General features: G+C 61.4%; 15 protein-coding genes and 4 tRNA genes. 13 read left to right on the top strand and 6 right to left on the bottom strand.

What is annotated here, in order from left to right; genetic code table 11:
* The first annotated feature begins 103 nt into the window (after positions 1 to 103).
* Positions 104 to 1,066, top strand: coding sequence for a sensor domain-containing diguanylate cyclase (locus AB5Y92_RS13880; protein ID WP_368226995.1), 963 nt, complete (start codon positions 104 to 106; stop codon positions 1,064 to 1,066).
* Between the two features lie 90 nt (positions 1,067 to 1,156).
* Here the strand turns inward: AB5Y92_RS13880 and AB5Y92_RS13875 are convergent, their stop codons facing one another.
* Positions 1,157 to 3,067: a methyl-accepting chemotaxis protein gene (locus tag AB5Y92_RS13875; RefSeq protein WP_069554263.1), complete on the bottom strand. Its 1,911-nt coding sequence runs from the start codon at positions 3,065 to 3,067 to the stop codon at positions 1,157 to 1,159.
* Positions 3,068 to 3,301: 234 nt separating this feature from the next.
* On the opposite strand from AB5Y92_RS13875, the gene AB5Y92_RS13870 reads away from it, so the two are divergent.
* The 5 genes from AB5Y92_RS13870 to AB5Y92_RS13850 all read left to right on the top strand — a co-directional run bounded on the left by AB5Y92_RS13870 (position 3,302) and on the right by AB5Y92_RS13850 (position 12,951).
* Complete coding sequence (locus tag AB5Y92_RS13870) at positions 3,302 to 5,563, top strand: patatin-like phospholipase family protein (RefSeq protein ID WP_368227009.1); 2,262 nt, start codon at positions 3,302 to 3,304, stop codon at positions 5,561 to 5,563.
* A gap of 229 nt (positions 5,564 to 5,792) precedes the next feature.
* Positions 5,793 to 8,390 carry a bifunctional aconitate hydratase 2/2-methylisocitrate dehydratase gene (acnB, locus tag AB5Y92_RS13865; RefSeq protein ID WP_005355080.1) on the top strand — a complete coding sequence of 866 codons (2,598 nt, stop codon included), beginning with the start codon at positions 5,793 to 5,795 and terminating at the stop codon, positions 8,388 to 8,390.
* Positions 8,391 to 8,670: 280 nt separating this feature from the next.
* The gene (locus AB5Y92_RS13860) at positions 8,671 to 10,257 is read left to right on the top strand and encodes an EAL domain-containing protein (protein ID WP_368226994.1); all 1,587 of its coding nucleotides are present in this window, start codon (positions 8,671 to 8,673) and stop codon (positions 10,255 to 10,257) included.
* A gap of 162 nt (positions 10,258 to 10,419) precedes the next feature.
* Complete coding sequence (locus AB5Y92_RS13855; RefSeq protein ID WP_368226993.1) at positions 10,420 to 11,814, top strand: D-arabinono-1,4-lactone oxidase; 1,395 nt, start codon at positions 10,420 to 10,422, stop codon at positions 11,812 to 11,814.
* A 9-nt stretch (positions 11,815 to 11,823) separates the two neighbouring features.
* Complete coding sequence (locus AB5Y92_RS13850) at positions 11,824 to 12,951, top strand: GTP-binding protein (protein WP_368226992.1); 1,128 nt, start codon at positions 11,824 to 11,826, stop codon at positions 12,949 to 12,951.
* Here AB5Y92_RS13850 and AB5Y92_RS13845 read toward each other — a convergent pair.
* On the bottom strand, positions 12,936 to 16,043 hold the full coding sequence (locus AB5Y92_RS13845) for an efflux RND transporter permease subunit (protein ID WP_368226991.1): 3,108 nt from the start codon (positions 16,041 to 16,043) through the stop codon (positions 12,936 to 12,938). The genes AB5Y92_RS13850 and AB5Y92_RS13845 overlap by 16 nt on opposite strands.
* Positions 16,040 to 17,140: an efflux RND transporter periplasmic adaptor subunit gene (locus AB5Y92_RS13840; RefSeq protein WP_368226990.1), complete on the bottom strand. Its 1,101-nt coding sequence runs from the start codon at positions 17,138 to 17,140 to the stop codon at positions 16,040 to 16,042. The genes AB5Y92_RS13845 and AB5Y92_RS13840 overlap by 4 nt, the downstream gene beginning before the upstream one ends.
* Positions 17,141 to 17,230: 90 nt before the next feature.
* On the opposite strand from AB5Y92_RS13840, the gene AB5Y92_RS13835 reads away from it, so the two are divergent.
* Positions 17,231 to 17,839, top strand: coding sequence for a TetR/AcrR family transcriptional regulator (locus AB5Y92_RS13835; protein ID WP_005355070.1), 609 nt, complete (start codon positions 17,231 to 17,233; stop codon positions 17,837 to 17,839).
* An 11-nt stretch (positions 17,840 to 17,850) separates the two neighbouring features.
* Positions 17,851 to 19,266 (top strand): multidrug transporter subunit MdtD, encoded by a 1,416-nt coding sequence (mdtD, locus tag AB5Y92_RS13830; RefSeq protein WP_368226989.1) that lies wholly within the window; start codon positions 17,851 to 17,853, stop codon positions 19,264 to 19,266.
* Here mdtD and AB5Y92_RS13825 read toward each other — a convergent pair.
* The 3 genes from AB5Y92_RS13825 to folB form a co-directional block, all read right to left on the bottom strand.
* Complete coding sequence (locus tag AB5Y92_RS13825; RefSeq protein ID WP_368226988.1) at positions 19,238 to 19,726, bottom strand: YbaK/EbsC family protein; 489 nt, start codon at positions 19,724 to 19,726, stop codon at positions 19,238 to 19,240. The genes mdtD and AB5Y92_RS13825 overlap by 29 nt on opposite strands.
* A 126-nt stretch (positions 19,727 to 19,852) precedes the next feature.
* Positions 19,853 to 20,362, bottom strand: coding sequence for a 2-amino-4-hydroxy-6-hydroxymethyldihydropteridine diphosphokinase (folK, locus tag AB5Y92_RS13820; protein WP_368226987.1), 510 nt, complete (start codon positions 20,360 to 20,362; stop codon positions 19,853 to 19,855).
* Positions 20,362 to 20,733, bottom strand: coding sequence for a dihydroneopterin aldolase (folB, locus tag AB5Y92_RS13815; protein WP_040068960.1), 372 nt, complete (start codon positions 20,731 to 20,733; stop codon positions 20,362 to 20,364). Before folB ends, folK begins: the two co-directional genes overlap by 1 nt.
* A gap of 157 nt (positions 20,734 to 20,890) precedes the next feature.
* On the opposite strand from folB, the gene plsY reads away from it, so the two are divergent.
* The 5 genes from plsY to AB5Y92_RS13790 all read left to right on the top strand — a co-directional run bounded on the left by plsY (position 20,891) and on the right by AB5Y92_RS13790 (position 21,967).
* Complete coding sequence (gene plsY / locus AB5Y92_RS13810) at positions 20,891 to 21,553, top strand: glycerol-3-phosphate 1-O-acyltransferase PlsY (RefSeq protein ID WP_368226986.1); 663 nt, start codon at positions 20,891 to 20,893, stop codon at positions 21,551 to 21,553.
* A gap of 47 nt (positions 21,554 to 21,600) precedes the next feature.
* Positions 21,601 to 21,676: transfer RNA gene (locus AB5Y92_RS13805), tRNA-Phe, on the top strand.
* Positions 21,677 to 21,728: 52 nt separating this feature from the next.
* Positions 21,729 to 21,804: transfer RNA gene (locus AB5Y92_RS13800), tRNA-Thr, on the top strand.
* A gap of 3 nt (positions 21,805 to 21,807) precedes the next feature.
* A tRNA-Phe gene (locus AB5Y92_RS13795) sits at positions 21,808 to 21,883 on the top strand.
* A gap of 8 nt (positions 21,884 to 21,891) precedes the next feature.
* Positions 21,892 to 21,967, top strand: a tRNA-Asn gene (locus AB5Y92_RS13790).
* Positions 21,968 to 22,014: the final 47 nt, after the last annotated feature.

Below are 22,014 nucleotides of genomic sequence, written 5' to 3'. Positions count from 1 at the left end.
AAAGCCGCTCGAATGAGCGGCTTTTTGTTTTCTCCTTGCAGCCCCTACTTCGACAAAGCCCCATATGCTAAAGATAGGTTTTGGCACAGACGAGAGAGGCACAATGCTAGAAGCCCCCATTCCCCCCGATGAGGCATTGCGGTTGGAGACCCTGCGGCGGCTCTCTTTGCTGGATTCCGAGGCCGAGGAGCGGTTTGACCGGCTGACCCGCATGGCCCGACGGGTGTTCAATGTCCCCATCGCGCTGGTAAGTCTGGTGGATGAAGATCGCCAGTGGTTCAAATCCTGTATCGGTCTGGAGGTCCGCGAGACCGCGCGGGACATTTCGTTCTGTGGCCACGCCATCATGGGCAATGAGACCTTTATCGTGCCGGATGCTTCGCAGGATCCCCGCTTTGCCGACAATCCGCTGGTGGTAGGCGGGCCCGGCATCCGCTTCTATGCCGGACAGCCACTGCGGATCGCCAACGGCTGCAAACTGGGGACGCTCTGCATCATCGATACGGTGCCGCGGGAATTGAGCGAGGAGGATGTGGGGTTGCTCAAGGATCTGGCTGCGATGGTAGTGCGGGAGCTCGAAGCGGTGCAGCTGGCCACCATTGATGAGTTGACCCTGATCTCCAATCGGCGCGGGTTCGTGATGCTGGCGGAGAAGAGCCTCTCGCTGGCCAGTCGCTTGCAGATGCCACTGGCACTGCTCTATCTGGATCTCAATGGCTTCAAGGGGATCAACGATAGGTGGGGGCATGCAGAAGGGGATCGGGCTCTGATCGCCTTTGCCACTCTGCTCAAGCGGGCTTTTCGTGGCGCAGACGTGTTTGCCCGCATGGGCGGCGATGAGTTCGCCGTCCTGTTGCCCAATGTAGTGGAGGCGCAGGCACAACTGGCTTATGAGCGTTTCAATGCCATGTTGGCCGAGCACAATCAGCACAGTGGTTGCGGTTATGCGCTGACCTGCAGCACCGGGATTGTCTGCTATGACGGGCACGGCTGTGTCTCCCTGGCCGAGCTGCTCACCCGCGCGGATGAGCTGATGTATCAGCGCAAACGGGATGGCAAGGGCTGACGGCTATGCCGGATTAGTCGCCACCAAAACAACAGAGAGCGCCACGGCGCTCTCTGTTGTTGATGGCTTAGGTCAAGGCCAAGGTCGGGGTCAGAGTCGGAAGTTGCCAACCAGCTTGTCCAGCTGACCGGAGAGCTGCTGCAGGCTGCGGCTGGACTCGGTCAGCTGGTGGGCGATATCGGCGGTCTCCATGGTGAGCTGGTTGATGTCTTCTACGTTGCGGTTGATCTCGCCGACCACGCTGGACTGCTCCTCGGTGGCGGTGGCGACCTGGATATTCATGTCGTTGATCTGGGTGATGTGGGCGGTGATCTGGCCGAGGGCGGCGTTGGCCTCATCGGCCTGGCTCACCACCTCCAGACTCTGGTTGCGTCCCTGTGCCATGGCGCTGACCGCGCGGGCACTCTGCTCCTGCAAGCGGTTGATCATCCCCTGGATCTCGGCAGTCGAGGCGGCGGAGCGGTTGGCCAGATTGCGCACTTCATCTGCCACCACGGCGAAACCGCGACCCTGTTCACCGGCGCGAGCGGCCTCGATGGCGGCGTTCAATGCCAGCAGGTTGGTCTGCTCCGAGATACTGCGGATGGTTTCGAGGATGCTGCCGATGGAGTCGGTCTGGCTCGCCAGCGACTCGATAACCCCGGCCACCTGCTCAATCTCGCCGGAGAGGTCGACGATGCCGTGGCGCGCCTGCGCCACCACTACCGCACCCGCATCGGCCTGATCGTTGGCCTGTCTGGCTACTTCGGCTGCCAGCGAAGCGTTACCGGCGATCTCGCTCACCGTGGCCCCCATTTCGTGGATGGCGGTGGCCACCTGCACGGTGCGGTCACGCTGGGCAGTACAGTTGTGCTGGGTCAGCTGCGCCTTGTTGGCCACCTCGTTGGCGGTGGCCGCGAGCTGGCGGGAGTTCTCCGCCACCTGCTCGATGGAGCCGTGGATCTTGGCGACGAAGTTGTTGAAACCGGTGGCGACCTGACTCAGTTCGTCACGTCCTTCCACCTTGAGGCGCTGGGTAAGATCCCCATCGCCGCTGCCCAGTTCCTTGAACAAGCGGGCCAGTTCGTTGAGCGGGCGGCTGACCGAGCCTGCCAGCAGCATCCCCATCAGCCCCATGGCCAGCGCAATCACCAGCGAGATCATCAGGATCTCGTTGCGGGTCTGATCCAGCTCGGCATAGATCTCGGCTTCTGGCACCTGGGCCACCAGATACCAGTCGAGCAGCGGGATATAGCTGCTGGCCAGAACCATGGGCTCGCCATTGACTTCGGCGTTGATAACGGCAAAGGGGCGTTTGGCCAGCAGGCTGCCGGTATCACCGCTGGCAATGTTGCTAAGGGTATCACGCTCGATGCGGTTGGCCTCGGGGTGCAGCTTCACCTTGCCGCTGCCATCGACCATAAAGACGATGCCGCTCTCTTCCAGCCGGAAGTTGGAGACCATGGTCACCATGGTGTCGAGGGATTTGGCAAAGCCGGCCAGCCCGCGCCCGTTGAGCTGCTGGAAGTTGACGAACAGCTTCACCTCGCCGTTGCTCTCGCGGAAGATGCTGAGGGTCATCTCCTTCTGGCTCTTGGTGTAGTCATAGAACCAGGCGTCTTGTGTGGGTGTCAGGTTGCGCAGAAAGCCATCCTGGTTGTAGTAGGCTGCACTCTGGCGATCGGCGAAGGAGGCGGTCACTAGACCATACTGGTTGGCCACATCCTTGAGCTGGTTGATGAGGATTGGCTCCTGCTCTTTGGGCATGCCCCGATCCACCCAGTCGAGGATGAAGCGGTCGGTGGCCAGTTGGCGTGCGGCCTGGGCGATGCCGTGGAGATCCTGTTCAATCTCCTTGCTGATCCGCTGGGTCAGGTTGGGGAGCTCCTGCTCGAACATCCGGTTTTCGATCAGTTGCTGGGCCGAGCGTTGACTGAAGTAGCCTACCAGCAGGCAGGAGACGACCACAGCCAGGGTGACCGTGGCCAGTATTTTCTGTTTAAGAGTGAGGGTTGCCAGCATAAAGGTGCTCAAAAGGTTGAGATTGACGACGCTCATATTAGCGGCAGCGCGGCGCTACCCATGAGGCTTGCAGCCCTTTATTTGCGGATTACGTTTGCGCTCACAGGGGTGGCGGCTTGCCCCGTCGGCATGCTGCACAGGCGGGATGCGGATTGACGGTTGCGCTAACTGCCGGGCCCCTTATAGTAGAGGCCATCCTTGGTGACTGACCCTCTGAATAATATGGAAAATATGATGCGCAGCTTAGGTGCGGGATGGACCCGTCTGCTTTTGGTGATGCTGGCGGCGATGCCGCTGCTGGCTGTGGCGGCACAGGGGGATCGCCCGAAAATTGCGGTGGTGCTCAGCGGCGGCGGCGCCAAGGGGTCGGCCCATATCGGCATCCTCAAGGTGCTGGAGCAGAAACGGATTCCGGTCGACATCATAGTCGGCACCAGCATGGGCTCTTATGTGGCGGGGATGTATGCCATGGGGCTCAGTGCCGAGGAGGTGGAACGCACCACTTTGGCCATCGACTGGAACAAGGGGTATCAGGACAAGGTTGGCCGCGACGAGCTGTCGTTGCGTAAAAAGCAGCAGAACGAACAGTATCAGCTGCGCACCGACATAGGGGTGAATGGCGATACCACCCAGTTGCCGGACGGTTTCTTCCAGGGCCAATCCATGGCCAGCCTGCTGCGGGGGGCCACCTCCAACCTGCCGGTGCAGGCGAGTTTCGATGATCTCCCCATTCCCTACCGCGCCATGGCGACCGACATGGAGACGGTCACCCCCTTTGTGCTGGATCACGGCAGCCTGGCCAAGGCGATGCAGGCCTCCATGTCCATTCCCGGCGCCCTCAAGCCGGTGGAGTGGGAGGGGCACATCCTGGCGGACGGCGGCAGCGTCAACAACATGCCGGTGGATGTCGCCAAGGCGATGGGGGCCGACGTGGTGATCGCGGTGGATATCGGTGCCAAGCTGCGTACCCGGGAGTCCCTCAAGTCAGGGTTGGCGATGATCGACCAGCTCACCACCTACATGACCCAGGTGGGCACCGACAAGCAGAAGGCGCTGATGGGACCGAAGGATATTCTGATTGCCCCCGAGTTTGGCGATATGGGGATCGCCGATTTTGCCCGGATGCCGGAGGGGATCAAGATCGGTGAGGCGGCGGCTGACAAGGTGTCGCTGCAACTCGATAAGCTGTCGCTCACCAAGGCGCAGTACAACGCCTATCGCAACCAGAAGCTGAGCCGCCGTGCCGAGCGTAGCGGTCAGCCCGCCTACTTCATCGACAAGGTGGAGATCATCAACAAGTCGCGCCTCTCCGACGAGACGGTGCGCGCCATGCTGAAAGTGCGGCCGGACAAGGTGCAGACCAACGAGAGTCTGGAAGCGGGCATTCGCCGCCTCTACGCGCTGGAGTCCTTCGATCGCATCACCTACGAGGTGGAGGAGCGTGACGGGGAAAACGTGCTGCTGGTGGACGCCAGCGAGAAGAACTGGGGGCCGGGCTACCTCAACTTCCAGTTCGGTTTCACCGATGACTTCGAGAACACCTCCAACTACAACGTCGGCATGTCCTATACCCTCACCAACGTCAACGAGTGGGGGGCGGAGTGGCTGACCGAGGCGTCGCTGGGCACGGCCAAACATATCAAGACCGACTTCTATACCCCGCTCGAACCCTCCCAGACCTTCTATGGTGAGGCGAGTCTGGCCTATGACCAGACCCTGCGCCGCCTGTTTTTCCCCAATCCGGATCCCGAGACGGTTTCGATAAGCTATCTCGACTCCGAATACTCCTTCTTCAGCGGCGATCTGGCGGTGGGCTGGAACCGCCAGCCCTGGAGCAGGTTGTCGATGGGGCTGGAGGGACAACTGGGCACGATTGATGTGAAGAACTTCAAGGGGCTGGAGATGGATGCCACGGCGTGGGGCCCCTATGTCCGCTTTGAACACGACAATCTGGATAGCCGCTATTTCCCCTATCAGGGGGTGAAGTGGGATATGAAACTGGGCCACTCCCACGTCAGTGTGGATGGACTCGAGTCGGCAGATGGTCGCAGTGAAGGCTGGAACTATCAGCTCTCGATGATCAAGCCCTGGTCATGGGACAGGCACAGCCTCAATCTGATCCTCGAAGGGGGCGGCTCGGGCAGTGAAGAGGTGGTGCCGCTGCATATTCAGGATCTGGGCGGGCTGTTCCGCCTCTCCGGTTTCCAGCGCTACCAGCTGAGCGGTCGCTACAGCCTGTTTGGTGGCCTGCGCTACATCTATCGGGTGGCAGACAATGACTTCGGTGCCCTCAAGATGCCGCTCTATCTGGGTGGATCTCTGGAGCAGGGCGGGGTCTGGAACAAGGGGGAGGATATCAGTCTGGAGAGCTCGTTTACCGCCGGTTCGGTTTATGTCGGGGTGGAGAGCTTCCTCGGCCCTGTGTTCCTCGGTTACGGCATGGCGGAGGGGGGCAATGACGTCTTCTATCTGCAATTGGGCAGTACGTTCGAATAATGCCGAAATGATGCCAATTTGTTAACTCTGGTTGAGGGTGTTCAATTAATTTTCAAAAAATACCAGTCTGTTTAATTGGTTACGATTTTGTGGTGAATAAGTAAACAGGGTTTGGATTTTAATTAGTCGTTAAAACTTATATAGTGGGGAGCACCCTACGGGGTGTCCCGCAAGGACGATCGCCGCGAGCCTGGGCGAACCCCAAAAAAAGACCAAAGAGGAATTAGTCGTGCTTGAAACATACCGTAAACACGTCGCAGAACGTGCCGCCGAGGGCGTGGTTGCCAAACCTCTGGATGCAGAGCAGGTCGCCGCCCTGGTTGAGCTGCTCAAGAACCCGCCCGCTGGCGAAGAAGACTTTCTGAAAGAGCTGTTGTCCTCCCGTATTCCCCCCGGTGTTGATGAAGCGGCCTATGTCAAAGCCGGTTTCCTCACCGCCGTCGCCAAGGGCGAAGCCCACTCTCCCATCCTGACTGCCGCCGAAGCCGTTGAGCTGCTGGGCACCATGCAGGGTGGTTACAACATTCAGCCGCTGATCGACCTGCTGGATCACGCCACTCTGGCGCCGCTTGCCGCCAAGGGGCTCTCCCACACCCTGCTGATGTTCGACTCCTTCCATGACGTGGAAGAGAAGGCCAAGGCGGGCAATGTCCACGCCAAACAGGTGATGCAATCCTGGGCTGATGCCGAGTGGTTCCTCTCCCGCCCGGAGCTGGCCGAGAAGATCACTGTCACCGTGTTCAAGGTGACCGGCGAAACCAACACCGACGACCTCTCGCCGGCACCGGACGCCTGGTCCCGCCCGGATATCCCGTTGCACGCCCTGGCAATGCTGAAAAACGCCCGTCCCGGCATTACTCCGGACAAGGATGGCGCCGTTGGCCCCATCAAGACCATCGATGCCCTGAAAGAGAAAGGCTTCCCGCTGGCCTATGTGGGTGACGTGGTCGGTACCGGCTCTTCCCGTAAATCCGCCACTAACTCGGTGCTCTGGTTTATGGGCGACGACATTCCGTTCGTGCCGAACAAGCGCGCTGGCGGTGTCTGTCTGGGTGGCAAGATTGCCCCGATCTTCTTCAACACCATGGAAGATGCCGGCGCACTGCCTATCGAAGTGGACGTCTCCAAGCTGGAAATGGGCGATGTGATCGACATCTACCCCTATGCCGGCAAGATCTGCAAACACGGCACCGAACAGGTGCTGGCACAGTTTGAACTGAAAACCGACGTGCTGATCGACGAAGTGCGCGCCGGTGGCCGTATTCCGCTGATCATCGGTCGCGGCCTCACTGACAAGGCCCGCGAAGCGCTGGGTCTGCCGTTCTCCACCGTATTCCGTCGCCCGCAGCCGGTGGCCGATACCGGTAAAGGCTTCACCCTGGCCCAGAAGATGGTGGGCAAGGCGTGTGGTGTGAAGGGCATTCGCCCGGGGACTTACTGCGAGCCCAAGATGACCACGGTCGGCTCCCAGGACACCACGGGCCCGATGACCCGCGACGAGCTCAAAGATCTGGCCTGCCTCGGTTTCTCCGCCGACCTGACCATGCAGTCCTTCTGCCACACCGCGGCCTATCCCAAGCCCATCGACGTGCAGACCCACCATACCCTGCCGGACTTCATCATGAACCGCGGCGGTGTGAGCTTGCGTCCGGGTGACGGCGTCATCCACTCCTGGCTGAACCGCATGCTGCTGCCGGATACCGTGGGTACCGGTGGTGACTCCCACACCCGTTTCCCCATCGGCATCTCCTTCCCGGCGGGCTCAGGTCTGGTGGCCTTCGCCGCCGCCACCGGCGTGATGCCGCTGGACATGCCGGAGTCCGTGCTGGTGCGCTTCAAGGGCGAGCTGCAACCGGGCATCACCCTGCGTGATCTGGTTCATGCCATCCCCTATGCCGCTATCCAGAAAGGGCTGCTGACCGTCGAGAAAGCGGGCAAGAAGAACATCTTCTCCGGCCGCATCCTCGAAATCGAAGGTCTGCCGACCCTGAAAGTGGAGCAAGCATTCGAGCTGGCGGACGCCAGCGCCGAGCGCTCCGCTGCCGGTTGCACCATCAAGCTGGATAAAGAGCCGATCATCGAGTACCTGAAGTCCAACATCGTGATGCTGAAATGGATGCTATCCGAAGGCTACGGCGACGTGCGCACCATCACCCGTCGCATCAAGGGGATGGAAGAGTGGCTGGCCAATCCGACCCTGATGGAAGCGGACAAGGATGCCGAGTACGCCGAAATCATCGAGATCGATCTGGCCACCATCAAGGAGCCAATCCTCTGTGCGCCGAACGACCCGGACGATGCCCGTCTGCTGAGCGACGTGGCTGGCGACAAGATCGACGAAGTGTTCATCGGTTCCTGCATGACCAACATCGGTCACTTCCGTGCCGCCGGCAAACTGCTCGAGAAGTATCAGGGCGAGCTGCCGACCCGCATGTGGATCGCGCCGCCCACCAAGATGGATAAGGATCAGCTGACCGAAGAGGGCTACTACGGCATCTTTGGTCGCGTCGGTGCCCGCATCGAGATCCCGGGCTGTTCCCTGTGCATGGGTAACCAGGCGCGAGTAGCGGAAGGAGCCTCGGTGGTCTCCACCTCCACCCGTAACTTCCCGAACCGTTTGGGTAAAGGTGCCAACGTCTATCTGGCCTCTGCGGAGCTGGCCGCCGTTGCCGCCATCCTCGGCAAGATCCCGACTGTGGCGGAGTACCTGCAATACGCCAAGGCGCTGGATGCCACTGCGGCAGATACTTACCGCTACCTCAACTTCAACGAGATCGCCTCCTACACCAAGAAGGCCGATGCGGTGATCCTGCAGCAAGCCGTTTAACGGAGTTCTTGCGCGATTTGCGCGATAAGAAGCCAATAATGCCGCGTATTTACGCGGCATTATTTATTTGTGTGTTATTCACCGTCTTTTTTGAAGATTGTTTGCACGATCCTTGCTAGAGAGATCCAACCACCTGTTTGGTGGTTCGTTTTATAAACGCTTTGGGTTATGTTGTTCGGTTATGTGCGGTAATGATGAGGCATCGTTATCGAGGGAAAGTGGATATCTGTTCACTGGGTGCTTGCGTTGGCAGGCCTGACGAATTGCGGCGTGGTTCTTTATGTTTCTGTTCAGGATCGATCTCTCCCGAACCGGGTTACGCTTCGGCGGTGCCTTGCTGGTCTTTACCCTGCCGCTGCTGGTGGGAGGTTGGCTCATCCACAGCAATTATGTGCAGGAGCTGAAAGCGGAATCCAGCGCCTCGGCCCACAAGGCCAGAACCCTGATGGAGTCGATGCTGGATCATGCGGAGCAGGCCAATCGCTCCGTGCTGCCCTTGGTGAATGCTCCCTGTCGCGACAACCTGCTGGTGCTGCGCAAGAAGGTCGCCATCGAGCCCTTCCTGCGTTCGGTCAATCTGGTGCGAAACGGCATCATCAATTGCACTTCGCTGTTTGGTGAGGCCAATGATGCCGATGACGGCTCCATCTACACCGGCCGCAAGCTGTTGCTGATGAGTGGCAACCGGGTGCGGCAAAATCACCCGCTGCTGGTGGTGCGCACCGAGCAGGGCAAGGATGCCGCCTTGAGTGCCATCGACAGTACCCAGCTCAGCTTCATGCTCTCCATGAGCGGAAAATCCAGTGCGCTCTATCTGCAGGTGGGGTCGGCCTGGCTCAATGAGTCTGGCCGCTATCTGAGCGAGGCGCCCACCCTCCATCGCGGGATCAGCCAGGCCCTCACCTCATCCCATTATCCTTTCACCATCCATGCAGGTTATGTCATGCCGGTCTACTGGAAGTCGCTGTGGGCCGCGCGGCATGTGGCGCTGTCGTGGCTGGCGGTTTCCTCGCTTTTGCTGGCCTGGCTGGTGTGGTGGGTGCTGGGGCGTCCCGGCTCGCCAACAGATGAATTGCGACGCGCCCTGCGAGCCAGGGAGTTTGTTCCCTACTTGCAGCCGCTGATTGCCAGCCACGACGGCAAGATGATGGGCGCCGAGGTGCTGATGCGCTGGGAGCATGTCAATGAAGGGGTGATCCGGCCCGATCTCTTTATTCCGCAAGCGGAGGAGTCGGGACTGATCGTCCCCATGACCACCCATATCATGAAGCAGGTGGCGACAAGGTTGAACCGCTCTCAGGAGCAGTTGCCCGATGGGTTTCATATCAGCTTCAACATCAGCGCCGCCCATTGCCACGATTTTGCCCTGCTGGCCGAGTGCCGCGCCTTCCTCGGCCACTTCCTCCCCGGCAAGGTGGTACTGGTGCTGGAGCTGACCGAGCGGGAACTGTTGATGTCAGACCCCCAGACCCTCTCCCTGTTCCGGCAGCTGGACGAGATGGGGGTCAAACTCGCCATCGACGATTTTGGTACCGGCCACTCCAGCCTGGCTTACCTGCAGCAGTTCCATGTGGATTACCTCAAGATCGACAAATCCTTTATCGCCCGCATCGGTACCGAGTCGCTCTCGGAACATATCGTGGACAACGTGATCGATCTGGCGACCCGGCTCGGTCTGGCGCTGGTGGCAGAAGGGGTGGAGAGCGAGCGTCAGGCTGACTACCTCAGGGCCAAGGGGGTCGACTATCTGCAGGGGTATCTGTTTGCCCGCCCCATGCCGCTGCGCCAGTTCTGCGAGGAGCTGCTGCCGGAAGAGGCACAGACCCGGCAGCCAGATGGGGTACGAGGCATCCCGAACGCCACCTGATCTATCGGTGACAGACGGGCGGACACGCCCCTGTCTGGCAGGGTAGGGAAGTGCTATCTCCCTATCCCCCCTCGAGTGCAGGGGCTTGTTTTCCATGCCTTGTGGCTCGCTTTTCGGTAGAATCGGCGCTCATTTTGACGTCAGTAAAAGATGAGGCGCGGTATGACGGTTCAGTTCCAGGCATTTCACAGCATCAAGGCGATCGGTAATCGGGAGGTGCTGTTCAACTGGTCGAGAACCAATCCCCTCGGGGCGCTGGATCAGGTGTGGCGCCCGAAAAGCCGCGACGAGCTGCAAGCGCTGCTGCGGGAACATCCCGAGCGCAAGCTGCGCCTTATCGGCTCCGGCCTCTCTTTTGAACCCATCCACAGCGTCTATGCCGAGGGCAGTCAGGCGCTGCTGGTGGACTTGCACCACCTGCGCGGCCAGTTGGCGAAAACCGCCGATACAGTGACCTATCAGGCGGGGACGCCCCTTGATACCGTTTATGCCGAGCTGATCGCCATGGAGCGGATGTTGCCCGCATCCCCGGGCGTTATCGGTATCCAGACCCTGGGCGGCGCCCTCAGCACCGGCACCCACGGCCAGGGGCTGCACCAGTCCGCCCTCTGCGATGCGGTGGAGGCGATGACGGTGATGCTGGCCAATAGCGACATCATCCGGGTGGATCGCAGTGACCCGCGCTTCGGCGCCTTCGTGATGGGGATGGGGATGCTCGGCATCCTGCTCGACGTCACCCTGCGTACCGTGCCCAACCGCATCATGCGTTGCACCAAGTTCACCACCGATTACCCCTTCCTCCTGGAGCACAACGAGCGGCTCAACCGCGAGCACGGCTTCGTGAAGAGCTGGTGGTTTGCATGGACCGGCGAGAGCCACATCTGGCTGGTGGATCCCGCCTCCGATGAGGAGGTTGCCCGCTACCGCGCCGGTGGCAGCGAGCCGCTGCTGCTGGATGGCGATATCGACGCCCGAATGAACGCCACCATAGATGCCACCCTGCAGAAGATGGCGAAAGATACCAAGGATGAGGCACTGGCCGGTGAGCACTTCGAGACAGTACGCCGCTTCAAGGATGCCTCCGATCTGGTGGGCAACGTCTACCAGATCCTCTGCAAGGGGATCCCGGCGCCCCAGATCAACTGCGAGGTGGCGGTGCCGCTGCATCGCATGAACGAGGCGCTGGAGACTCTGCAAGCGTGGCAGCAGGCCAATCCGGGCGTGTTGCACTATCCCTTTATCCTGCGCTGCACCGGCCCTTCCGAGGCCTGGCTCAGTGCCGCTTATGGCCAGCCGGTCTGCTGGATCGGTTTTCTGGTCTATCTGGCGGCGGACGGCACCTTCGTCAACGGCTCCATGGAGCAGATGCGCGAGCTACAGCAGCTGCTGGTGCCCCTTGGCGGTATCCCCCATTTCGGCAAGCATCTGGCGATGGATCTCTACGACTTCCCGGCCCTGCTGCCACGCTGGAACGACTTTGTGGCGTTGAAAGCCGAGCTCGACCCCCACGGTCGTTTTGAAAACCGCTGGCTCAGCGACCTGTTTGCCAACCGGTAAGGATCTGACATGACCGATATGCAAGATACCCGTATCCCAGTGACCCTGCTGACCGGCTTTCTCGGCAGCGGCAAGACAACGCTGCTCAACCACTGGGTCAAGCAGCCGGAGCTTGGTGAGTGCGCCGTGCTGATCAACGAGTTCGGCTCGGTGGGGCTGGATCACCATCTGGTGCAACAGGTGGATGAGCAGGTGATGCTGCTCGACTCCGGCTGCATCTGCTGCTCGGTGCAGGGCTCTTTGGTGGAGGCGTTGCAGGGGCTCTTTATGAAGGCCATCCAGCGCAAGGTCAAACCGTTCAAGCGGCTGATTATCGAGACCACAGGCCTCGCCGATCCGGCCCCCGTGCTGTTCACGTTGAGGGAAGAGGGCTTTATCGCCCAGCGCTACCGCTTCGATGGCACCGTCACCGTGGTGGATGCCGGCCATATCGAGCAGCAGTTGGCGGCTCAATATGAAGCGGTGAAACAGGTAGCACTGGCGGATCTGCTGGTGGTGAGCAAGGGGGATCTGGTGGACGGCGAACAGCTGGCGCGGGTCGAAGCCCAGCTGGCGGCACTCAATCCGGCGGCCCCCATCCAGCAGGTGACCAATGGCGAGCTGTCGCCCAAGGTGCTGGAGAAGCTCGGCGCCTACAACGAAGCGGCGGGGCGCGATGTGCGTCAGCTGCTGGCCTGGCTGCGCACCGAATCCCCCAAGCAGGGGCTGGCGTCACCCATGCAGCCGAAGATGCAACCGTTCGCCGCCAAGGTGGGCACAGCTGCGCCCACCCACTTCGAGCACGGCAACATCGAGAGTTTCTCCCTGCGTATCGGCGAGCCGCTCAAGCCCTCTCGTCTGCTGGCCGCCATCGATGCGGTGCAGGCGCAGTATGGCGATGCCCTGCTGCGCCTCAAGGGGATCTTGCAGCTGGAAGGGGAGAGCCAGCCGGTGGTGATCCACGGCGTCCACGGCCAGCTCTATCCGCTGCAGGCATTGGGTGACTGGCCGGAGGGCAAGGCCCAGTCCCGACTGGTGTTTATCGTGAAAAGTCAGGACAAGGCCGGTATCGAGCAGCTCTTTATGGCGACCTTAAAGGCCCCCGAGCCCACTCTGGAAGAGCGGCTTAAAGCCATGCTGGGTCAGCCCGACAACTGATCTTGCGCGTTGCAGCTCTCCTGCACTGGGTCAGGACGGCGACGGTTGAACAGCACAAACGCCACCGGCACAAAGTAGAACGAGAGCAGGGTCGCCAGCGCTGTGCCACCGGCGATGGCGATGGCAAAGGGGGGCCAGAAGCCGCCGCCCCCCAGCAATAGCGGGATGAAGCCGCCCACTGTGGTGATGGTGGTCGAGACGATGTGGCGGCTGCAACCGGCCACCAGATCGCGGATCTGCGGCAGATTGCCCTGCTGTGCCAGCGGGTCTGCCTTCAGCTCGGCCAGAATGACGATGGCGGCGTTGATGGCCAGCCCCATCAGTCCCAGCAGAGCGATGATCACCGTAAACCCGAAGGGGTAGCCCATTAGCCAGACCCACAGCAGGCCGAGCCCAGCCGACTGGATCGCCACCAGGGTGACGATGCCTGCCAGCCGGAACGAGTTGAAGCTGAGCACCAGCACGGCCACCAGCAGCACGGCGACCAGGCTGACATGGGCCATCAGATTACCCACCGATTCATCTCGCTTGGCGGCTTCCCCGCCAAACTCCAGTCGATAGCCCGGTGGCAACGCCAGCGCCTGGGCGGCCAGCCTCTCTTTGACCTGCTCCAGCACGGTTTGCGGCAGTACGCCGACCGCCAGATAGGCCTCCAGCACATTGACCCGCTCACCATCCCGACGGCTGATCTCCCCCCAGCTTGGCAGCAGCTCGGGAGTGGCCAGTGCCCGCAAGGTGAGATTGGCTACCCCTTGCTGGCCGGTGCCGGTGAGCGACAGCGGCACATTGAGCAGCGCATCCGGATCCTGACGCAAGGGTTCGGCCAGTCGCACCCGAACCGGGATTGACTCGGTGCCTTCCAGCACAGTGCCGCCCAACCTGCCATCCAGTGCGCCCGCCAGCCGGGAGGCAACATCGGTCAGGCTCATGCCTGTCAGCCGAGCAGCCTCCTCATCGACCTGCAACCAGAGTTTGGGTGCCCCTGCCTGCAAGGTGGCGCGGGTCTGCACCACGGCTGGGGTATTGGCGAGCAGACTGCGCAGCTCCTCTCCCAGACGGTGTAGTTGTTCAAGGTCGGGGCCAAACAGCCGCAGCTCGACGGGGGCATTGAAAGGCGGCCCCTGTTCCAGCTTGCGCACCAGGATCTGCGCTTCGGGAAATTTTGCATCGAGCCGCTGCTGCAGTTGTGGAATGAGCCGCTCAGCAGCATCGGCATCCTGCAGGGTAATCATCCCCTGGGCGTAATCGGCCCGCCCCTGTTTTCTGGGCACCAGGTTGTAGTAGAAGCTGGGGGCGTTGTCGCCCACCACCCAATCCTGACGAACCAGCTCGGGGAGACTGGCCAGCTCGGCGGAGATCCCCAGTGCCAGCTCGCGGGTGCGCGCCAGGCTCGCCTGTGGGGAGAGGCTGGCCTCGATGTGGATCATGTCCCGGTCGGCAGGGGGAAAGAACTGTTCGGTGAGGCGGCCCGCCACCCAGAAACCGAGCAGGGGCAGCAGACTGACCAGCAGCAGGGTACGCCAGGGGTGAGCCAGCGCCATGGCGATGCTCTGTTGGAAACGGGCGCTCACCCGGGGCAGGTGCAAGCCATCCTGATACCAGCGTCCCCCCTGGTCACTGGCAATCCAGCGGGCTGCGAGGCCAGCCACCAGGGTGTGGGCGATGAGGTAGGATCCCAGCAGCGAGCAGATCACCGCCCAGGCGATACCGCCGACAAACTCGCCCGCCGGGCCCGGCATCAGAATGATCGGCATAAAGGCGAGCATGGTGGTGAGGGTGGAGCCCAGCAGTGGCAGCCAGAGGTGGCCGATGGCTTCCAGTGCGGCGGCACTCATGGCCATGCCGTGGCGGCGCTGATACTGCACCCGATCCGCCATGACGATGGCGTTGTCCACCATGATCCCGAGCGCCACCACCAGACCGGTGACCGACATCTGGTGAATGGGCAGATTGATCAGGTTCATGCAGGCGAAAGAGAACGCCACGGTAAGCGGCAGCGACAGGGCCACGATAATGGCGGCCTTGACCCCCAAGGTCACCAGCAGCACCGCCACTATGATGAGGAAGCCCTGCACAATGTTGATGAGCAGGGTGTCGAGCCGCTGATCGGTATAACGCTGCTGATCGAAGCTGGTGACGAGGCCGATATTATCCGGCAAGTCCTGTTCCAGCTGGGCCAGCATGGTATCGACCCGTGCCGACCAGAGGTCGATGCGGTGATCCTGTGTCATGCGCAGGCCGACCACCACGGCCCGCTCACCATTGGCAAAGGCCAGCTGGCTCTCCGGCTGGTGCAGGGTACGCCGTACCTCGGCCAGATCGCCAAGGCGCAGGGTCTGGCCCTGCTCGCCGGTACGCAGCGGGATCTGGCGGATCCGCTCCAGGGTATCGAGGGCGCCACGGATCTCCACCTGAAAGCGATTGTGGCTGCCTTGCAACTCCCCGGCGGCCACTTTGGCATCGGCACCGCTCAGCGCCTGGGCAAGCTGTTCGCCACTCATGCCGCTGGCACTGAGGGCGAGGGGATCGAACCGTACTTCGATCTCCTCCTGCGGTGCCCCGACCCGCTCGACGTATTCGGTGCCCGGCAGCTGGCGAGCCCGGCGTTCCAGCTCGGCGCTGTAGCGGGCGAGGCGATCCAGTTGTGGCTGGCCCGGCCCACGCCAGACCACATTGACCAGCCGGGTGAAGGGGTAGCCCTTCTCATCATCCAGCTTGGGGGCACTGGCGCCGGCTGGCAGTCCGGCGGCAAGATCTGCCAGCCGGTCACGGACTCTGGACCAGACGGGCTCGACATCGCTGACCTCATCCTTGAGCTCCAGATTGATGATGGAGAGACCGGGGCGAGAGCTCGACTCGATCAGCTTGATCTCGCTCTGGGCCCGCAGCCGGTTCTCGATGGGCTCGCTCACCAGCGCTTCCACCCGCTCGGCGCTGGCCCCGGGAAAGTGGGTAACCACGCTGGCAAAGCGGCTGGTGAGCTGGGGATCTTCGGTTCTGGGCAGGGTCTGCAATGCCGCAAGGGCGGCCGTCAGCAGCAGCGCGACCGTCAACAACAGCAGGCGGCCATTCTCGATAAACGGGCGGATCATGACTGTGGCTCCGGATGGCCTGCCTGATGAGCCACGCTGGTGGTCAGGGTGACCTGCTGGCCCGGCACCAGTTTATGCAGGCCATCGGTCACCAGCTGTTCCTGTCCATTCAGGGCACCACTGATCCAGGCCCGCTCGCCATCTTGCTGCAGCAGGGTGACGTCCCGACTGACCACCCGGGGTGGTGTTTCATCATTGAGCAGATAGAGGGTCCAGCTGCCGCGCAATCCCTGGGTCAGCGCGGTGAGCGGTACCTCGTAGGCGCGGGTGGGCTCGCGGGTCTGATGCAACAGGGTGATCAGTTGCCCCTCTGCCAGCTGTTCGCCGCCCCGGGTCAGCTGGAAGCGGGCGGTGCGGGTGTGGGTCTGCCCGTCCACTTGTACCCCCAGATTAAGCAGGCGCCCCTCCAGTGATTGCGCCCCGCTTTGCAGGGGATAGTGTTGGCCGACGATCAGGGACTCGGCCTGTTTCACCGGTACGCCGATATCGGCCTCCCACTGGCCGCTGCGGGTCAGGGAGAAGAGAGGCTGGCCTGCGGCCACCACGGCCCCCAATGCCTGCTCGCGGCTGACTACGATTCCGTTGAAGGGCGCACGCAGCTGTGATTTCTCCTGTTTGACCCGGTTGGCTTCGAGGGCTGCGGCCAGCTGGTTGGCGCTTGCCTCCAGCATGCGGACTTTGCCTTGCTGTTCATCCAGCGCCTGACGGGAGCTGAACTGCTGCTGGCGCAGGGCGGTGAGTCGTTCGAGCGTCTGCCGGGCAAGGGTCAGCTCGGCCTCGTTCTGGGCGGCCCGGGCGGCCAGCTCTTTGGCTTCCACTGCCAGCAGCCGGGTGTCCAGTGTGGCGAGCAGTTCGCCGGCCGCGACCGGCTCTCCGCGTCCCTTGTGCAGAGTGGCGATCCGCCCTGCCAGCTCGAAGCCTATCTGGCTGTGCTCGGGAGCGATCACCCGGCCATTGAAACGGTGCAGCACCGGGTAGTGATCGCTGGCTTGCAGCGGCTGGGCGATCACCCGGGTCAGGGCGGGTGTTTCTTCTGACTCTGTGACCGGGCTGCAGCCACTCAGTAACAGCGCCAGCAGGATTAAGCAAAGTGTCATGACATCATCCTCTGGTTGACATAACATCAAATCACACCGGTGAGTCTAGTTTTTCGAAACTAGACTGTCCAGTTTGATTGTGGAGGAAAAATGAACATTTCACCCCGTAGTCAGCAGAAGCGGGCTGCGATCCTCGATGCTGCAGGGCGGCTCTTCTGTCAGCACGGTCTGCATCTGGTCAGCATGGACATGGTGGCCAGTGAAGCGGGCGTCTCCAAGCAGACGGTCTACAGCCATTTTGCCAACAAGGAGTCGCTGTTTGCCGAAGCGGTGGGCAGCAAGTGCGTCAGCAGCGAGCTGATGCCGGAGGTGTTGCTGCGTGGCAACAATGTGCGGGAGAGTCTGATTGCCTTTGGTCGCAGCTTTCGCAAGTTGATCCTGAGCGATGATGCCATCAATATCTTTCGCACCTGCATCAGCTGCAACGATGCCCAGCTGGCCACCCTTTTTTTCGAGGCGGGCCCGCTCTATGTGACCGAGATGCTGTCCAACTGGCTGGAGCAGCAAAAGCAGCAAGGCCTGCTGTGCCATCAAGACAGCGAACAGGCCGCCTTGCAGCTGTTGCTGATGTGGCAGGGCAAGGAGCGCATGCTCCGTGAGCTGGGTCTGCCATTGACCCAGAGTGCTGCCGAGCAGGATGCCTGGACCCTGAGTTGTGTCGATCTCTTCCTGACCGCCGCCGCTCCCCCGCAAAAATAATGGAGGTGGCAATGAGCCACACAGTGACAGATGCCCAGCGCAAGTGGCTGCCCCTGCTGGCGGCGGTCGGTTTCTTTATGCAGGCGCTGGATGGCACCATTCTCAACACCGCCCTGCCCAGCATGGCCGAGACCTTGGGAGAGAGCCCGCTGCAGATGCAGTCGGTGATCATCGCCTACATGCTGACGGTGGCGTTGCTGATCCCGGCCTCCGGCTGGCTGGCTGACAGATTCGGCACCCGCCGCATCTATCTGGCCGCCATCTCGCTCTTTACCCTCGGCTCGCTCGCCTGCGCCGCCTCCAATTCGCTCTCCATGCTGGTGGCCGCCCGTGTGCTTCAGGGGATTGGCGGTGCGCTGCTGATGCCGGTGGGGCGGTTGGCGGTGCTGCGGGTCTATGACAAGCACGAGCTGCTGCGGGTGATGTCGTTTGTCACCATCCCTGGGCTGCTCGGCCCGTTGATGGGGCCGGCGCTCGGTGGCTGGCTGGTGGAAGTGGCGAGCTGGCACTGGGTGTTCCTCATCAACCTGCCGGTGGGGCTGCTCGGCTTTATCGCCAGCTGGCACTTTATGCCGGAGCTGCGGCAGCAGACCGCCCGGTTCGACTGGCAGGGCTTTGTGATGTTCAGCGTCGGCATGGTGTTGGTGTCGGTCGGCTTGCAGGGTCTGGGGGAGCACAGCATCTCCACCGGTTGGGCGCTGTTTGCACTGATCTTCGGCTTGGCGGCGATGGCGAGCTACTGGCTCTATGCTGCCAATGCACCGCAGCCGCTCTTTAGCCTGAACCTGTTCAAGACCACCACCTTTGCCATCGGCATCTGGGGCAACCTGTTTGCCCGCCTCGGCAGCGGCGCCATGCCGTTCCTCACCCCGCTGTTTCTGCAGCTGGGGCTCGGCTTCTCCCCGAGCAAGGCGGGGATGACCATGATCCCCACCGTGATTGGCGCCATGCTGACCAAGACGCTGGTGAACAAGCTGATTCCGAAGGTGGGCTATCGCCGCATTTTGATCGGCAACACCCTGTTGCTGGGGGCGATGATCGCCAGCTTCTACTTTATCGACAACCAGCTCCCTTACGGAGTCTTGCTGGGGTGGCTGGCGATCTTCGGCGCCATCAACTCGCTGCAGTTCTCCGCCATGAACACTCTCACGCTGCAAGATCTCAGCCCGACCCTGGCCAGCAGTGGCAACGGTCTGCTCTCGGTGGTGATGCAGCTCTCCATGAGTTTGGGGGTGGCGATTGCCGCCAGCCTGCTCGGGCTCTTCTCGGCGGGCACCTCAGCGGGCACCTTAGTGGCCGAGGGCCAGTGGCTGGCCGGGTTCCACCTTACCTACCTCTGTGTCGGGCTGCTCTCCATGCTGGCTGCGCTGATCTTCGCCCAGCTGGCGCGCGATGGGGCTACGACGTCGGCGCGGGCAGATAGCTGACCTCGCAGGGGAGCTGCGCCAGTACCTCGGCCAGATGCTCGGTCGCCAGCAGAAAGGTCTGCTCCGGGTGGCCCGGAGTCCAGGTGAAGGCTGTGTGGTTGAGCAGTTGCGGATCCACCAGTAGCGGAATATCGGCGCGGGGCAGGAAGGGGCAGACCGCCCCCGGCAGGCAGCCGATCTCCGCCTGCATCTCTTCGGCGGTGCAGATGGAGGGCTTGGCACCGAGTGCGGCCTTGACCGCCTTGTTGTCGAGCCGTCCGTCCCTGTGGGTCAGCAGCAGGGCGAAGCGGCCATCCTTGAACTTGAGAAACAGGGTCTTGCTGAACTCCGCCTGCCAGCCGAGGCGGGCCTTGACCTTTTCATCGGTGGCGTAGTCGAGAATGGGTTCATGCTCATAGTGCTGGTGGGGCAGTTCTGCCAGCAGCTGGCAGTTAAAGTGGTGAATTGTATCGAGTGGCATGGGGTTCTCCTGTAGTGGGCGTTATCCTGCCAGCCTCGCAGGGTCAGGCCCAATGACACTTTCTTATCCGTGATAAGCAACCCTGTCTGTGGAAACCACAAGGGCGCCGTGAGGCGCCCTTGCGGATCAGTGATGCTGCAATTCGCACGCTTCCCAGTGAAAGGGAATAGGGCACAGCTGCTGGGAGGCCTTGTCATAGGCTTGCCACAGCTCGCCCATGGTGCGGCCATCGACGGGGTGGCGCAGATTGGGGGCCAGTTCGGCCAGCGGCCACAGCACGAAGGCGTTGGTGAGCACTTCACCGCGCGGCAGCACCAGCGGGGTGTCGCAGACCCGATCGCCATAGAGCAGCAGATCGAGATCCAGGGTGCGCGGGGCGAACTTTTTGGCATCCGGCTCGCGGCCGTGGGCGAACTCCATGGCCCGCAGTCGCTGGCAGACGGTGGCCAGCGGCAGATCGGTCTCGGCAGCCGCCACCAGGTTGTAGAAGGGGCGGCCGTTGAAGCCGACCGCCTCGCTCTCGAATACCCGGGAGACCCGCAGCTCGCCAAATTCGGCGTGCAGGGCATCGAGTCCGGCACGGATATGGCGATCCCGCTCGATGTTGGAGCCGAGGCTGATATAGATGGTGGTCATCAGTTGCTGCTCGCGGCCGGCGTGCGATGGCGCAGGATCTCGACGCCGACCCCGGCGGCATTGGGCACGGCGCCCGGCTTGGTGAGGGTCACCTTGACCCACTGTACCCGCTCGTCGGTCAGAACCAGCATGGCGACCTGCTCGGCCATGGTTTCGACCAGTTCAACCACCTTGCCGCTGACATGCTCGCAAATCTTGTTGGAGAGGTCGGCATAATCCAGTGCCAGATTGATGTCGTCGGTTGCTGCCGCGGGGCGGTTGTCGAACCCCATCTCGAGGTCAAAACGGAGCTTTTGGCGAATGCCCTTCTCCCACTCATATACACCTATGGTGGTCAAAACTTCGAGTCCGCGAATAAACACCTTGTCCATGACTGTACTTCTTCTTTACTCTTGATGGGCTGTGATGACAGCGCAGGGATGCTGGCCGGGCAACAGGCTTGCCGAGGCGCTCTGGGTGGGCATGGGCCCATGCCAGCGTATGTGGCCCGCATCATACCCCATTCATATCGTGGTAAAAACGACCAAGATGACGGCCCTGACGATTTTGATGATTATTCTGGCCTACCTGGGTGGTTCACTATCCAGTGCTGTGCTGGTCTCCCGTTGCTCCGGTCTTCCCGACCCGCGGGATCATGGCTCCCACAATCCGGGGGCAACCAATGTTCTGCGCCTCGGTGGCCGGATGGCGGCGCTGGTGGTGCTGCTGCTCGATGTGCTCAAGGGCACTGTGCCCGTCTATCTCGCCTGGTATCTGCAGATCAAACCCGTCTACCTCGGCTTTATCGGGGTCGCCGCCTGTCTCGGCCATATGTATCCAATCTTCTTTCATTTTCGTGGTGGTAAAGGGGTCGCCACCGCTCTTGGCACCATGATGCCCATCGGCTTTACCATGGGGGGCGCCGTGATTGGCACCTGGCTGCTGGTGCTGCTGGTGAGCGGCTACTCATCGCTGGCCTCCATTATTACCGTGCTGCTGACGCCGCTCTTTACCTATCTGCTCAAACCCGAATATACCCTGCCAGTCTCCCTGCTCTCCTGCCTCATTCTGATCCGCCATCACGAGAATATCTCCCGCCTGCTCAAGGGGGAGGAACCCAGAGTCTGGGGGCGAAAACGCGCGGCTTGTGCCGAGGAAATGGCAGAAATGGACGATGTTGCGCAAAAAAGAGACGAACGAGACAAAAAGTGAAATTTCCCGTTGACCATCCGCCTTAAAATCCGTTTAATAGCGCCCACGCCCAGATAGCTCAGTCGGTAGAGCAGGGGATTGAAAATCCCCGTGTCGGCGGTTCGATTCCGTCTCTGGGCACCAATTTTGGTGCCATGAAATAAAAAATTTGTTCATGCACAATGGTTTAAAGTGTGCCGGCTTAGCTCAGTAGGTAGAGCAACTGACTTGTAATCAGTAGGTCACCAGTTCGATTCCGGTAGCCGGCACCATTTGCCCAGATAGCTCAGTCGGTAGAGCAGGGGATTGAAAATCCCCGTGTCGGCGGTTCGATTCCGTCTCTGGGCACCAATTACAATTCCTCCTTAGTTCAGTCGGTAGAACGGCGGACTGTTAATCCGTATGTCACTGGTTCAAGTCCAGTAGGAGGAGCCAATTCAAAAAGCCCTTGTCGCAAGACAAGGGCTTTTTTCTATTTGGCG

Source organism: Aeromonas sp. R1-1 (assembly GCF_040908495.1).
Taxonomy (GTDB): Bacteria; Pseudomonadota; Gammaproteobacteria; order Enterobacterales; family Aeromonadaceae; genus Aeromonas; species Aeromonas veronii.
This window is presented reverse-complemented; position numbering and strand designations above follow the sequence as displayed.

What these genes read in the sequence shown, in the direction of transcription:
- AB5Y92_RS13875 (WP_069554263.1), bottom strand. Translation starts at nt 3,067, where the DNA reads ATGCTGGCAACCCTCACTCTTAAACAGAAAATACTGGCCACGGTCACC.
- AB5Y92_RS13845 (WP_368226991.1), bottom strand. Translation starts at nt 16,043, where the DNA reads ATGATCCGCCCGTTTATCGAGAATGGCCGCCTGCTGTTGTTGACGGTC.
- AB5Y92_RS13825 (WP_368226988.1), bottom strand. Translation starts at nt 19,726, where the DNA reads ATGCCACTCGATACAATTCACCACTTTAACTGCCAGCTGCTGGCAGAA.
- folB (WP_040068960.1), bottom strand. Translation starts at nt 20,733, where the DNA reads ATGGACAAGGTGTTTATTCGCGGACTCGAAGTTTTGACCACCATAGGT.
- folK (WP_368226987.1), bottom strand. Translation starts at nt 20,362, where the DNA reads ATGACCACCATCTATATCAGCCTCGGCTCCAACATCGAGCGGGATCGC.
- plsY (WP_368226986.1), top strand. Translation starts at nt 20,891, where the DNA reads ATGACGGCCCTGACGATTTTGATGATTATTCTGGCCTACCTGGGTGGT.
- AB5Y92_RS13840 (WP_368226990.1), bottom strand. Translation starts at nt 17,140, where the DNA reads ATGACACTTTGCTTAATCCTGCTGGCGCTGTTACTGAGTGGCTGCAGC.
- AB5Y92_RS13870 (WP_368227009.1), top strand. Translation starts at nt 3,302, where the DNA reads ATGCGCAGCTTAGGTGCGGGATGGACCCGTCTGCTTTTGGTGATGCTG.
- AB5Y92_RS13835 (WP_005355070.1), top strand. Translation starts at nt 17,231, where the DNA reads ATGAACATTTCACCCCGTAGTCAGCAGAAGCGGGCTGCGATCCTCGAT.
- mdtD (WP_368226989.1), top strand. Translation starts at nt 17,851, where the DNA reads ATGAGCCACACAGTGACAGATGCCCAGCGCAAGTGGCTGCCCCTGCTG.
- AB5Y92_RS13860 (WP_368226994.1), top strand. Translation starts at nt 8,671, where the DNA reads ATGTTTCTGTTCAGGATCGATCTCTCCCGAACCGGGTTACGCTTCGGC.
- AB5Y92_RS13880 (WP_368226995.1), top strand. Translation starts at nt 104, where the DNA reads ATGCTAGAAGCCCCCATTCCCCCCGATGAGGCATTGCGGTTGGAGACC.
- AB5Y92_RS13850 (WP_368226992.1), top strand. Translation starts at nt 11,824, where the DNA reads ATGACCGATATGCAAGATACCCGTATCCCAGTGACCCTGCTGACCGGC.
- AB5Y92_RS13855 (WP_368226993.1), top strand. Translation starts at nt 10,420, where the DNA reads ATGACGGTTCAGTTCCAGGCATTTCACAGCATCAAGGCGATCGGTAAT.